The organism is Pseudomonas sp. Y24-6 (assembly GCF_020295325.1).
GTDB lineage: Bacteria > Pseudomonadota > Gammaproteobacteria > Pseudomonadales > Pseudomonadaceae > Aquipseudomonas > Aquipseudomonas gregormendelii.
Map to the genome: position 1 here is coordinate 25,228 of NZ_JACBXG010000009.1, position 12,368 is coordinate 37,595.

Here is a 12,368-nt window from a genome sequence, read left to right on the forward strand (position 1 = left end):
TGCCTTACTGAATTTGGGCGGAAGCTTGCTGCCAAGCCGTCACGTAGCGCTCGGAGACTTCAGGCGTCCAGCTGAAGTCGATGCCGGCGTTTGGAAATTCCTTGGCCAGCACGGCACCAAACGACACGCGGTCGGCGCAGTGATCCTGCTTGCAAGCCTCTGGATCGCCAACGGCGTATACGCGGAACGTCGGAATCGCACGACCGTCTTCCAGGGGCAGGTAAGGCGTCATGTTCGCGGCATGGATCACGTACCACTGATCCTCCAGCTCTACATCGGCCTGGACCCGGCCCTTGCGCGGGAAGTCGATTTCATAGAAGTCGCCGCGTTTGCCGGTGACGTGAATCATCATCGGCACCGCCGAGGTCGAGGACGACGGATCGAGCATGGTCATGGGTGCGGCGAACGCCACCTTGATCCCGGCCATCTGCGCCAGCGCCTCGGTCTCGCGCCCCTTGAACGCGGTCATGCCGTCCTTGAGCTGCTCGTAACGGGCGAGTACGCGGTTGTGCAATTCAGCCATCTGCTGCTGCTGGCGACGAGCCTCACGCAGGCGAGTCTCCTCGCGACGCTGGGCGTAGTTGGTGCCTTCACGCGCATCGAAGTAGAACTCGCCACGGTTCTCACCCATGCGATTGCGCACGATCTTGTCCTTGTCGTCGTTGGAGTAGCCGGACGCCGGGTAGAGGGTTTCCAGGTTCTTGGCGATGAACAGGTTCGACAGGTCGACCGTGGTGGGCGAGGTCGCTTTCACCAGTTGATACACCTCCAGCACCGCACGCTTGTACTCCGCCGGATCGAGGGCGAAGCTTTCGTCCGCCGTGATCGCCACGTAGTACGGGTCGCTGCTGAACGGCGACAGGATGCGATAGGTGGAGCGCTGGTAAGCCAGGTACACCTTCATGCCACGCGCCGGGATTTCGCCAAGCTGGAACAGCGCCTGGTCGGCGTTGTTGCTGAGGAATGACAGCGACTTGCCTTTGACGGCGGCACTGATGGACTGATTGAACATCAACCCGCTCGGGTGCACGTAGGTGCGCGACCAGGTGTCCCCGCGATAGGTGTTGGGGATCGACCAGCGCAACTTGTCGAAAGCACCTTCGGCATAACCGGAGATGCCACAGGGCATCGCTGGAGTGGAGGCGAAGGCAAAGCTGGAGTCGTTTTCGTCGATAGCGCTTTTGCTGATCAGCCATTTGCAGCCGCTGGCATCTGTGATGCCGACGAGATTCTTGTTGGCCAGGACCAGCGCACGGCCAAGGTCTGCGGACTGCACGGCAGCGACTGCTGCAGGCGGTGCGACGGGGGCTGCGGGTGTTGGCGGGACTGCTTGTGGGGCTGCTTGTGGGGGTGGGGCCGGTGCGGGAACCGGTGCAACAGCGACAGGTTCAGCCGGGGCTGGGGCTGGGGCAGCACTAGGAGTAGCAACAGGAGCAGGAGCAGGAGCAGGAGCTGGTGCAACAACCACTGCAGCTGGGGCAACAGGGGCCGGCGCAACAGGTGCTACGGCTGGCGCTGGTGGTGCGGCCACCACTGGCGCTTCAACGACCGGTGAAACCGCAGTAGGCGCGGGTGTGACCGGCGCTGGTGCAGGCACTGCGGCAGGAGCGGGAGCGGCAGGAGCCGCCGGTGCAGCAACAGCCGCAACCACCGGAGCAGGCGCAACCGCCAGCGTCGCTATGCCCAGATTGCTCGCATTGCCCGCGCCAGAGGCGTAAACCACACCCTTGGCATCGACAGCTTTCCAGCTGACTTTAGCCTGGGGACATTCCTGGCCGAGAATGAATGGCAACTTGCTCAATAACCCATTCAATGGCTTCTGATCATCCCAGGTGGGACGCTGCATGGTGATGGCGATTTCCGGCTGGCACCAGGTGGTGGCTTCGCCGTTGACGACAACGTGGATCTGCTCGGTTTTCGAGAAGGCAATCTCGTGTGCAAATGCTTGCGGCGCGAGGCCGCAAGCACTCATCACAGCGAGTGCGAGTGCGCGGTTTTTCATGGAGATCCTTAAATGAGTTCCCAGGTGCCGTTGGCTTGTTTGCAGAACGTGTTCTGTTCCTGCTCGCTCTTGCCGTCTGCCGCCTTGAGGCTGACGGTGACCGGCCGGCAGGCAGTTTCTGCGGCGACCTGCTGGGTCGGCAGGGCAGCAATAGCGTCAAGATCGAAGGCCTTGGTCTCGGTGTCGGCGGTCACGTCCATCTCGTCGAGATTGGCCGCCGGTTTCACGCTGCGGACCACGGCTGCAGATTTGGGCGAGACCAGATCTTTGCTGATGTAGCCCACGGTCACGCCCTTGCGCCCGACCAGAATCCAGTCACCGGTAGAACCCACTGCAGTGAACTCGGTACCCGCCTTGAGCCCGCCGACCTTCTCCGCCGTCTTGTTGGGCGCGGCCCGCACGTTGGAACTGCTCTTGGTCAGGTATTGCTCGTTGATGAGTTTCATCGAAGGAACTGCGGCGATCTTTGGCGCGCGCTTTACTTCAACCGTCTTGGTTTCGGTGTACTCCTTGCCCTGCACGATCTGCGCGGTCGCGCCGGAATGGCCGGACGTCCAGGACACCGCTTTAGCCGAATCATTGGCCGGCAGGCTCAAGGCTTCCTGGGTACGCAATGCCAGGGCCTGTTTGTCCTGGTCGTCGAGCATCGAACCGATCTTGTTGCCGATGAAACCGCCGATGGCGCTGGTCAGCAGGACAGCGACAACCTTGCCATTGCCGTTGCCGATAAAGGAGCCAACGACTGCGCCGGCTACCATGCCAACTGCAGTACCGGCCTGCTGTTTGTTTATGCCCAATTGTGCACAACCGGAGGCGGCGGCGATGGACACTGCGAGGACGGCGACGACAAACTTTTTACGCACGGTGAAGCTCCCTTTCTTTCAGGTTCACTGGGGGACGGAATTTTTTTCAGGCGAAATGACTGCGCCGCGCTGTTCGGAAACAGAGCGTTTAACGTAGGGTGGCGGAGTAAACGGAAGGCATTGAAAACCACGGGTACGGCAGACATCCAACTGATCCTTGTCAGAAATACAGGCGTCAAACCCTGATCGAAAGGGTCTGCGCCGGCAGATGTAGCATATTGCCATCTCGCCGACGGATGCACCAGCCGCCCGTGCTCACCAACGCGACAGAGCAGCTCGAACATGACTCAAAACATCTACGACGATCTCGAATTTTTCCAGGCCTACAGCCAGTTGGGCCGCTCGGTCGGTGGCCTGGATGCCGCACCGGAGTGGCCTGCCCTCAAAGCGCTGCTGCCACCCATGACAGGTCTGAACGTGGTGGACCTGGGGTGCGGTTATGGCTGGTTCTGCCGCTGGGCCAGTGAACAAGGCGCAGCCCGTGTGCTGGGGCTCGATGTCTCGGAAAAAATGCTCGAACGGGCCCGTCAGACTACCAGCGGCGCCACCGTGCAATACGCCCGCGCCGACCTGGAACACCTTGACCTGCCAGCCGCGCAATTCGACCTGGCCTACAGCTCGCTGGCGCTGCACTACATCAAGGATCTGCCAGCACTATTCGCCACGATTCACGCAGCGCTGAAACCCGGCTCGCGTTTCGTCTTCTCGATTGAACACCCGATCTTCATGGCGCCGCGCAACCCTGGCTGGCTGACCGACAGCGAAGGCCACAAGCGCTGGCCGGTGGACAGTTATCAACGCGAAGGCGAACGGGTCACCAACTGGCTGGCCGATGGCGTGATCAAGCAGCATCGAACCATCGGCACGTTGCTGAACACGCTGATCGCAGCGGGATTCGGCATCAGCCACGTCAATGAATGGGGCCCGAGCGACGCCGATGTGGTGGCGCTGCCGGCGCTCGCGGAAGAACGAGAGAGACCGATGATGATGCTGGTGGCTGTGGAGCGCTGACGAGCGCGCCGAATCACGACTCCCCCTGTAGGAGCAAAGCTTGCTCGCGATTGCGCACTGACAGCCATCATTGATGTCGGCTGACACAACGCAATCGCGAGCAAGCTTTGCTCCCACAAGATTCAGATCCAGATTTGCTCACAGTGGAACAGGTCCGGAGAACCTGGCGCACTACCGGGTCGCGACAATAAACAACCGCGGAAACGGCAGCAGTACTGATCCATCTTCCAGCGCCGGATAAGCCTGCTCGACGCCCGCCAGATACTCCTGCAGAAAAGCTTCGCGTTCTTTCTCGTTCAGAGGCTCGAGAAAGGGTCGCAAACCACTGCCCTTGAACCACTCGACGATCCCCGAAGGCCCTGCAGCCAGGGGGTGATGATAAGTGGTCAGCCAGACGTCGACCCTTGAACAGTGCGGGCGCAGCACGGCGTAATAATCGCTGGCGCTGGCGACCTCGGTGCGTTGCGCGGCAGCCCCGGCCAGCTTTTTTGTCCACGGCCCCGTCGCAGCCACCTCTCGCATCAAGCGGTGAGATGGCTGGTTGAGCGTGTCGGGCATCTGCACCGCCAGGCTGCCACCCGGCGCCAGTTTGTCCACCAACGCGGGCAACAATGAGGCGTGATCGGGCAACCACTGCAACACTGCATTGGCGAAAATCACATCGAACGGACCGGTCTCGCTCCACTGATCGATGTCGGAAACATCGAACCGCACTTGGGGCAAGCGCTTGCGTGCGGCTTCGATCATGTCGCTGGAACTGTCCAGCCCGCGCAATGTGGCGTGGGGAAAGCGCTCCACCAGCAGCTCCGTGGAGTTGCCCGGACCGCAGCCGATATCGATGGCCGAATGCACATCCCCTGGCGGTAGCGCGGCCAACAGGTCGCGGGCGGGACGCGTGCGCTCATCTTCAAAAGCGACGTATTGTCTGGCAGACCAACTCATTGCGTTCTCCTGTAGGTGCGAAAGGGCCAGGCACAAGCTTCACGGCAAATTCGCACCCACAAAAATAGCACGAACCTATTTGTCCGCAGCCTCCTTGTCCTGCATCTGCACCGAAGACTTGGTGCCATCAGTGTTGTCCCGGGTTTCGTTATCGGAATTATCAAAGCAGCCTTGCAGGGCGAACAGGCAGCAGGAAAGGCAGAGGGTGCGCAGGATGTTCATGGGGGTGCTCCAACTCTAATGGGTTTAACTAGTGACTCTCCAGAGCGGGCAAAGGTTGCGACTGTCACGATCAACGTCGAGCGTGGCTTTTTTTGACTCGAGTAAAATGTAAGCAGAATTTTCCACGTGCCGGTGCTGTCACAAATTCAAGTGCACCCCAATAAGGAATCCGGCAATGAAATTCGCAAAAATCTCGCAGAAGCTCGCTCTGTGGGCCGGCAGCCCCAAGACGTTCATGGCGGCCTTGATCCTGATATTCCTCTGGGGCTTGAGCGGTCCGATATTTGGCTACAACGATACCTGGCAGCTGGTCATCAATACGTCCACCACGATTATCACCTTCCTCATGGTGTTCCTGATCCAGAACACGCAAAACCGTGACACCGACATTCTGCACCTGAAAATCGACGAGTTGCTGCGGGTCAACAAGGAAGCGCAAAACGCCATGTTGGGCCTCGAATTACTCGACCTGAAACAACTGGAAGCCTTGCGCAAACACTATCGGGCCATGGGCGAAAAAGACGTCCACGCCCTCCAAGGGCTGGCTGCGGCGAGCAAGCGCAAACAAGACCTGAACGAATGCTGAGCAAAAAAAACGGCGCCTGTGATGGGCGCCGTTTTGCGTTACTGGAAGTTATCGACTGGCTTGCAGGGCCCTGGCCATCTGTAAGTGATTCTGCAACTTGGGCAGAGTCTCTTCGGCAAACGCCTTGATTTCCGGCACCTGCGTGGACTGCGCCTGTTGCTGCAGTTGCTGGATGGCTTCTTCAGTAGTTTTCACCTGACTGGCCGCATAGGCCTGGTCGAACGAAGCGCCGTCCTGCACCTCGGGCATCAGGGCCTTGGCTTTATCCACCACCACTTCCCGTGGCGCCACCGGCAAGTCCAGCTGCTTGGCTATCTTGGCCAGATGCTGGTTAGCGGTGGTGCGGTCGTTGATGACGACGATGGTGTAGTCCTTCACCTCCTTGGATTCGGTTTTCTGGTGCGCCAGGCGGCTGGCTTCGATGTCGGCCATGCCTTTGGCCGACGCATCGTTGATGAATTCGGCGGGTGACTGGGCGAAGGCATGGGTGGCAAACAACCCCAGTAACGTGGCAAAACTGATAGTGCGTAAACGGGTGGCCATCCGGCTCATGGTCGCGCCCTCCTCTTGAAGAATTCAAGCGCGAGCTTTCGCTCCCGCCTCTGGATGATGACTGCGGCAGACAGCAGCCCGCATCACATAGGAAGTTCAAGAGCTTGAAAGGTTTAGTAAAGCTGACGCCAGTGCGACGAACGGTGGCCAATACTAAGCGCCCAGGCTCAGACATCCAGGCGACGGCGATCTCTACGCTTGGCGCCGTACATCGCTTCGTCAGCATGGCGCAGCAGCTGCGACTCTTCGCTGCCATGCTCGGGGTAACGCGCGATGCCGATGCTGGTCTGGATGCTCATACCATGCCCGCCAAGGTGGAGCGGCTGAGCCAGCACCTGGCGGATCTTGGCCGCGACCCGCTCGGGGTCTTGCCCGGCATCAATACGGTGCAGCAGCACGACGAACTCGTCTCCGCCCATGCGGGCCACTGTGTCCGAACGGGTTACGCAACTCTTGAGTCGATGGGCGACCGCCTGCAACAGCAGATCACCAATGGCGTGACCATGGGTATCGTTGACTTCCTTGAAGCGATCCAGATCGACATACAGCAAGGCCATTCGGCCGTCATTGAGATGCGCCGCTGTCAGCGCGGTCTTCAGGCGCTCGCGTAACAGGGTGCGGTTGGGCAACTGGGTCAGGGCGTCATGCCGGGCCATGTGATGCAAACGCGCGTGCAGTTGCTTGCGTTCAATTGCTGTTGCGACCTGGGCGCAGACGAAATGCAGCAGTTCCTGGTCCTGTTCGGTATAACGCAGGCCATCCGGGCCGCTTTTGACCAGTACGGCGCCGATGGTGCCGTTCTGCGAGCTCAACGGCACACCCAGCCAGCACGGCGAATCCTGGCTCGACACCAGCGCTTCAAAGCCTGCCGCCGCAGTGTGTTGCCCGGGTGTCAGCAACAGCGGCTGGCCGCTGCGAATGACCTCAGTGCACAGACGCTCGGTCACCGCTCCCGGCAGATCGGGCGAACACCCTGCTTCATCGACGTGATAAGGAAATTGCAACGGTGCGCCATGCTCGTCGCACAGGGCCACGGTGAAATTCAGCGCCGGCAGCCATTCACCAATGATCGAGTGGATGCGCTTGAACAATGCCAGCAAATCTTCAGCCGCGTGGGCGGCCTCGGAAATCGCGTAAAGCGCGGCTTGTCGGGACTCGGCCTGCTTGCGCCCGGTAATGTCGCGGGCCACGGCGATGCGCAGCTGATCGACTTCAGACCAGCGCGCCGACCAGAGAAGGTGCACGACGCGGCCATCCTTGCGCACGTAGCGATTTTCGAAGTTGAGTTTGGGCTCGCCGCCCATGATTTCCCGCGCGGCGTCGAGGGTGCGCTGCCGATCGGCCGGGTGTACCAGGTCGATCATCCGCTGGCCGATCAGCTCGTCGGCGGTATAGCCAAAGACCTGTTCGCAGGCCGCGCTGATGAATACGAAGGTGCCTTGCTTGTCGACGGCACAAACCGCGTCCAGCAGCAGATCGATGTAACTCGCCAGGGGCGCGGAATTTCTGCTTGCCATGATGCTCCGGCGATTCGCCTCAAGTCCTGTCAGTCACCAGCCCGGGCAATGCATGCGCCAGGGCATTGATGGCGAAACCGATAAACATCACGCCACACAACCGGGTGATCAATAACTCATGGCGTTGGTACAAGGTCCGCACCTGACGGGCACCGACGATGCCAATGAGGATAGCGTAGGCTACCAGGCCGCCGAGAAAACTCAGCACGATCAACCAGGGCAGCATCGACCAGTTGAGCAACTCTGCCCGGCTGGACAACAGCGCGGTGAATGTTGCCACCGCCACCGGATACGCCTTGGGATTGGTCAGCCCGAACATGATGCCGTGCCAGAACGGCTGCCGCGCCGCGCCCTGGGGCGCCTCGCCACTGCCACGCCTGGCCCGCACTGCGCGCCATCCGAGCCAGAACAGATACAGCCCGCTGAGCACGCCCAGCACGTCGAACGCGGTGCTGCCGATCTCCCGGGCACCCACTATGGCGATCAGTGCTGTACTGCACCAGACCACATCCCCGAGCAAATGCCCACACAAAAAACCTGCCCCGGCCCGCCGCCCTCGCGCTGCACCGATGCCAAACACCGCCAAAACACCGGGCCCTGGTGTAATGCCGTAGATAAAACCCGAGGCGAGAACGGCCATGAGCAACGATGGGGTCATCGGTAAATCCTTTAGACGACGGGGTGACTGCACGCCAGTCTATCTCAGGTCTCGGGGCAGCCAGTGTATTCTTCGTCGATACGCTCTCCTGTGGGGGCTCTGCGAGCCCCTGCACCCGGCCGAAAAAACAACTTAAAACGCGCTGCGGAAAATCTCCTCGATCTGGCGCTGATCCGCTGGGCGCGGGTTGGTCAGGCCGCAGGCGTCTTTGAGGGCGTTGGTAGCCAGGATCGGGATGTCGCTGAGTTTGGCACCCAAGTCGCGCAGGCCGGCGGGGATCTCGACGTCACGCGCCAGGGTGCGGATCGCGGCGATGGCGGCCTGGGCGCCCTCCTCCGGACTGAAGCCGCGGATATCGGCGCCCATGGCGTGGGCCACGTCGGTCAGCCGGTCGGCGCAGACCAGCGCGTTGAAGCTCTGCACGTGAGGCAGCAGTACGGCATTGCAGACGCCATGGGGCAGGTCGTAAAAACCGCCCAACTGGTGGGCCATGGCGTGGACGAATCCCAAGGACGCATTGTTGAACGCCATGCCCGCGAGGAACTGCGCGTACGCCATGTTTTCCCGGGCCGCCAGGTCGCTGCCGTCGCGTACGGCCAGACGCAGGTTGTTGCTGATCAGGGTGACCGCTTTGAGCGCGCAGGCATCGGTGATCGGGTTGGCAGCGGTCGACACGTAGGCTTCGATGGCGTGGGTCAATGCGTCCATGCCGGTGGCTGCCGTGAGGCTCTTGGGCATCGCGACCATCAGCGCCGGGTCGTTGACCGACAGCAGCGGTGTAACGTTGCGGTCGACGATGGCCATTTTTACGTGACGGGATTCGTCGGTGATAATGCAGAAGCGGGTCATCTCGCTGGCGGTGCCGGCAGTGGTATTGATGGCGATCAGCGGCAGTTGCGGCTGGCTGGATTGATCAACGCCTTCATAGTCGCGGATCTGCCCGCCGTTGGTGGCGCACAGGGCGATGCCCTTGGCGCAGTCATGGGGCGAACCGCCGCCCAGCGACACCACGAAATCACACCGGCTTTCCTTGAGCAGGCCAAGGCCCAGTTCGACGTTGGCGATGCTCGGGTTCGGCTTGGCGCCGTCAAAGATCACCGACTCGATGTCCAACTGCGCCAGCCTCCCGGCGATCATGCCGGCAACGCCGGCCTTGGCCAACCCGGTATCGGTGACGATCAGGGCCTTGCGAAACCCGTACTTGCCAATGGCAACCATGGCTTCGTCAAGGCAGCCGATGCCCATGATGTTCACGGCGGGGATAAAAAATGTGCTGCTCATGAGCCAATCTCCTGACAGGGGCCGAGCCGGTGATACCGACCCAGCGGGTACCCACAGGATCGACCCATCGGTGATGCGCTAACTTGATCTGGCTCAACGTCGGGTCGTGATAAAGTCACCGCCCATCAGACCTTTTGCTTCGAGACTCTCACCGCAATGACCGATTTCCAGGATGTTGATGCCCAACTTGAAGACTGGAATGCCTTGCGCGCCACCGCCACGCTTGATGGCCTGCTGGTGGGCAATGGCGCCAGTCGCGCCGTGTGGGATGATTTTGGCTATGACTCGCTGTTTGAAAACGCCCGCACGGTTGAAGAAAAGCCCTTGAGCCAATCCGAGCTGAGCGTATTCGACGCGTTGCAGACCCGCAGTTTCGAACAGGTCCTCAGCGCGCTGAAAACCACCAGCCGGGTGAACAAGGCCCTGGCGGTGAGCTCCGCCGCCCCGCGCAATCGCTACTACGCAATCAAGGAAGCGCTGATCAACACCGTGCATGCGGTGCATATTCCCTGGCGCCTGATCGTGCCTGCCACACTGGCTGCCATCAGTCAGGAGCTGGGCCGATACCGGACGGTGTTCACCACCAACTATGATCTGCTCAACCACTGGGCGATCCAGCACCAGCCAGATGCGATCAGCGACCTGTTCCAGGGCACCGAGCCACGCTTTGACCTGAGTAGCGCGGCCACGGACAAAACCCGCTTGCTGTACCTGCACGGCGGCCTGCACCTGGTACGCAACCAGGACGGCACGGCGCGCAAACTGATGACGACCGAGGGCACGTTGCTGGGCAGTTTTGCCATCAACAACACGATCAAGACCCTGGACGACGTGCCACTGTTCGTGAATGAGGGACAGTCCCAGGACAAGCTCAGGACCATCCGCAGCTCGGACTACCTGTCGTTCTGCTATGACCAGCTACTGGGGCATGGCGAGGGTTTGTGCATTTTCGGGCATGCGTTGGGCGAGCAGGACAACCACATCATCCAGGCGCTGCGCCAGGCGCAACCCCAGGTGGTGGCGATTTCGATTTATCCGCGCAGCAAGGCTTTTATCCAGCACCAGAAGCGGCATTACGCGAAGGTGTTCGAGGGGACGGGGTCAGCGTTGCGGTTCTTTGATGCCAAAACACATGCGTTGGGCAGCCCCAAGCTCACCGTACCGGTGGAGGTTTAGCGCTGGGGCGGCCGACGCCATCGCGAGCAGGGCACACTCCCACAAGGTGAGCGTATCCCCGTGTGGAAGCGAGCCTGCTGACGATGGCGTCAGCGCGGCTGACTCATTCTTCGTTGCTGTGCACCACCACCAGCAACTGCGCCTGAACCTCGCCAACCGAGCGAATACGGTGCGGTTTCTGCGAGTTGAAGTGCAGCGCATCACCGCGATCCAGCAACACGCGCTCGTTCATGAAATCCACTTCTACCTGCCCTTCATGGACGAATAGAAATTCCTCCCCCGTATGTTCCTTGAACGCCTTGTCAACGAACTCGGGCGGTGGATAGATGATGAACGGCAGCAGGCTACGCTCACTGACCTGACGGGCCAGCACCGCATAACGCGGACTCTGGTCATTGGCGGCCAGGGATTGGCGCTCGTTGCTGCGTACCAGGCTGTAGCTGTCGAGGCTGACATTGTCTTCCGAGAACAGCTCCTCGACTTTCACGTTCAGCGCCTTGGCCAGTTTCAACGCGGCCGCGATCGAGGGCGTGTTCAATCCGCGCTCGACTTTCGACAGATAACTCTTGGTCATGCCGGATTTTTCCGCCAGCGACTCCAGGGTCACCCCAAGTTTCTTTCTCAACAATTTCAATCGGATAGACATGCGCAGCGATTAATCCATCAAGGAGGCGACGATTTACCCTTGCCAATGACACAATGTGTCATATAGCATCTTTAGTGTCATTTTAATGAACTGACCGAGGACACGCTCATGGCCAAGACATTAGCATTACCCAAAGAGCAACTGGTCGAGCAGGCGCTGACCCAGATGCAAAATACCCTGGCCGATAATACGTGGACCGACCGGCAAAAGCTGGCCATCACCTGCCGAATTCTGTTCGAGAACGGTCACGACTCAGGTCTTGCCGGGCAAATCACCTCGCGTGGCCCAACCCCAGGCACTTACTACACTCAACAGCTGGGCCTTGGCTTCGACGAAATCACCGCGAGCAACCTGTTGCTGGTCAACGAGGACCTTGAGGTGCTGGAAGGCCATGGCATGCCCAACCCGGCGAACCGTTTCCACAGCTGGGTGTACCGCGCGCGGCCTGACGTGAACTGCATCATCCACACACACCCGACCCACGTCGCGGCGCTGTCGATGCTGGAGGTGCCGCTGCAGATCTCGCACATGGACCTTTGCCCGCTCTACGACGACTGTGCATTTCTCGAGGGCTGGCCGGGCGTGCCGGTCGGTAACGAAGAAGGCGAACTGATTGCCGGAGCCCTGGGCGACAAACGCGCGATCCTGCTTTCCCACCATGGCCAGTTATCCACCGGAACGACCATCGAGGAGGCCTGCGTGATCGCCCAACTGATCGAGCGCGCGGCGAAGCTGCAATTGCTGGCGATGAGTGCCGGGACCATCAAACCGATCCTGCCGCATCTAGGCCGTGAAGCCCACGACTGGATCTCCAGGCCCAAACGCCACGCGGCAGCATTCAACTATTACGCCCGGCAGAACCTGCGCCAACACGCCGATTGCCTGAACTGAACCTGCTCAATTCGATACGGA

Annotated in this window: 13 protein-coding genes; 4 read left to right on the top strand and 9 right to left on the bottom strand. The window is 60.5% G+C overall.

Annotation, left to right across the window (positions count from 1 at the left end; translation table 11 throughout):
• Window positions 1-4 precede the first annotated feature (4 nt).
• Entirely contained in the window at window positions 5-2,002 is a 1,998-nt protein-coding gene (locus HYI44_RS17915) for a hypothetical protein (RefSeq protein ID WP_225570108.1), read from the bottom strand.
• 8 nt (window positions 2,003-2,010) lie between these two features.
• Window positions 2,011-2,865 (bottom strand): SH3 domain-containing protein, encoded by an 855-nt coding sequence (locus HYI44_RS17920; protein ID WP_225570109.1) that lies wholly within the window; start codon window positions 2,863-2,865, stop codon window positions 2,011-2,013.
• A 282-nt stretch (window positions 2,866-3,147) separates the two neighbouring features.
• On the opposite strand from HYI44_RS17920, the gene HYI44_RS17925 reads away from it, so the two are divergent.
• Complete coding sequence (locus tag HYI44_RS17925) at window positions 3,148-3,876, top strand: class I SAM-dependent methyltransferase (RefSeq protein WP_225570110.1); 729 nt, start codon at window positions 3,148-3,150, stop codon at window positions 3,874-3,876.
• Between the two features lie 171 nt (window positions 3,877-4,047).
• On the opposite strand, the gene tam is transcribed toward HYI44_RS17925, so the two are convergent.
• Window positions 4,048-4,818 (bottom strand): trans-aconitate 2-methyltransferase, encoded by a 771-nt coding sequence (gene tam, locus HYI44_RS17930; RefSeq protein ID WP_201149730.1) that lies wholly within the window; start codon window positions 4,816-4,818, stop codon window positions 4,048-4,050.
• 75 nt (window positions 4,819-4,893) lie between these two features.
• The gene (locus HYI44_RS17935) at window positions 4,894-5,040 is read right to left on the bottom strand and encodes a hypothetical protein (RefSeq protein ID WP_163019358.1); all 147 of its coding nucleotides are present in this window, start codon (window positions 5,038-5,040) and stop codon (window positions 4,894-4,896) included.
• Between the two features lie 175 nt (window positions 5,041-5,215).
• Between HYI44_RS17935 and HYI44_RS17940 the strand changes: the two genes are divergently transcribed.
• Window positions 5,216-5,626, top strand: a complete 411-nt coding sequence (locus HYI44_RS17940) for a low affinity iron permease family protein (protein ID WP_122837793.1) — start codon at window positions 5,216-5,218, stop codon at window positions 5,624-5,626.
• A 48-nt stretch (window positions 5,627-5,674) separates the two neighbouring features.
• On the opposite strand, the gene HYI44_RS17945 is transcribed toward HYI44_RS17940, so the two are convergent.
• The 4 genes from HYI44_RS17945 to yiaY all read right to left on the bottom strand — a co-directional run bounded on the left by HYI44_RS17945 (window position 5,675) and on the right by yiaY (window position 9,634).
• A complete protein-coding gene (locus HYI44_RS17945; RefSeq protein ID WP_122837792.1) occupies window positions 5,675-6,178 on the bottom strand; it encodes a DUF4142 domain-containing protein in 504 nt (167 codons plus the stop codon).
• Between the two features lie 167 nt (window positions 6,179-6,345).
• Window positions 6,346-7,695 carry a GGDEF domain-containing protein gene (locus tag HYI44_RS17950; RefSeq protein WP_225570111.1) on the bottom strand — a complete coding sequence of 450 codons (1,350 nt, stop codon included), beginning with the start codon at window positions 7,693-7,695 and terminating at the stop codon, window positions 6,346-6,348.
• A 19-nt stretch (window positions 7,696-7,714) separates the two neighbouring features.
• The gene (locus tag HYI44_RS17955) at window positions 7,715-8,353 is read right to left on the bottom strand and encodes a LysE family translocator (RefSeq protein ID WP_201149715.1); all 639 of its coding nucleotides are present in this window, start codon (window positions 8,351-8,353) and stop codon (window positions 7,715-7,717) included.
• Window positions 8,354-8,485: 132 nt separating this feature from the next.
• A complete protein-coding gene (gene yiaY, locus HYI44_RS17960; RefSeq protein WP_225570112.1) occupies window positions 8,486-9,634 on the bottom strand; it encodes an L-threonine dehydrogenase in 1,149 nt (382 codons plus the stop codon).
• Window positions 9,635-9,790: 156 nt separating this feature from the next.
• On the opposite strand from yiaY, the gene HYI44_RS17965 reads away from it, so the two are divergent.
• Entirely contained in the window at window positions 9,791-10,810 is a 1,020-nt protein-coding gene (locus tag HYI44_RS17965) for a DUF4917 family protein (RefSeq protein WP_225570113.1), read from the top strand.
• 103 nt (window positions 10,811-10,913) lie between these two features.
• Here HYI44_RS17965 and HYI44_RS17970 read toward each other — a convergent pair whose 3' ends face one another.
• Complete coding sequence (locus HYI44_RS17970; RefSeq protein ID WP_122837787.1) at window positions 10,914-11,456, bottom strand: helix-turn-helix domain-containing protein; 543 nt, start codon at window positions 11,454-11,456, stop codon at window positions 10,914-10,916.
• Between the two features lie 108 nt (window positions 11,457-11,564).
• On the opposite strand from HYI44_RS17970, the gene HYI44_RS17975 reads away from it, so the two are divergent.
• Window positions 11,565-12,347, top strand: coding sequence for an aldolase (locus HYI44_RS17975; protein ID WP_122837786.1), 783 nt, complete (start codon window positions 11,565-11,567; stop codon window positions 12,345-12,347).
• Window positions 12,348-12,368: the final 21 nt, after the last annotated feature.

Bases quoted from the DNA above. Each gene is read 5' to 3' on its own strand.
- HYI44_RS17970 (WP_122837787.1), bottom strand. From the start codon at position 11,456: ATGTCTATCCGATTGAAATTGTTGAGAAAGAAACTTGGGGTGACCCTG.
- HYI44_RS17925 (WP_225570110.1), top strand. From the start codon at position 3,148: ATGACTCAAAACATCTACGACGATCTCGAATTTTTCCAGGCCTACAGC.
- yiaY (WP_225570112.1), bottom strand. From the start codon at position 9,634: ATGAGCAGCACATTTTTTATCCCCGCCGTGAACATCATGGGCATCGGC.
- tam (WP_201149730.1), bottom strand. From the start codon at position 4,818: ATGAGTTGGTCTGCCAGACAATACGTCGCTTTTGAAGATGAGCGCACG.
- HYI44_RS17955 (WP_201149715.1), bottom strand. From the start codon at position 8,353: ATGACCCCATCGTTGCTCATGGCCGTTCTCGCCTCGGGTTTTATCTAC.
- HYI44_RS17915 (WP_225570108.1), bottom strand. From the start codon at position 2,002: ATGAAAAACCGCGCACTCGCACTCGCTGTGATGAGTGCTTGCGGCCTC.
- HYI44_RS17935 (WP_163019358.1), bottom strand. From the start codon at position 5,040: ATGAACATCCTGCGCACCCTCTGCCTTTCCTGCTGCCTGTTCGCCCTG.
- HYI44_RS17965 (WP_225570113.1), top strand. From the start codon at position 9,791: ATGACCGATTTCCAGGATGTTGATGCCCAACTTGAAGACTGGAATGCC.
- HYI44_RS17940 (WP_122837793.1), top strand. From the start codon at position 5,216: ATGAAATTCGCAAAAATCTCGCAGAAGCTCGCTCTGTGGGCCGGCAGC.
- HYI44_RS17945 (WP_122837792.1), bottom strand. From the start codon at position 6,178: ATGAGCCGGATGGCCACCCGTTTACGCACTATCAGTTTTGCCACGTTA.
- HYI44_RS17975 (WP_122837786.1), top strand. From the start codon at position 11,565: ATGGCCAAGACATTAGCATTACCCAAAGAGCAACTGGTCGAGCAGGCG.
- HYI44_RS17950 (WP_225570111.1), bottom strand. From the start codon at position 7,695: ATGGCAAGCAGAAATTCCGCGCCCCTGGCGAGTTACATCGATCTGCTG.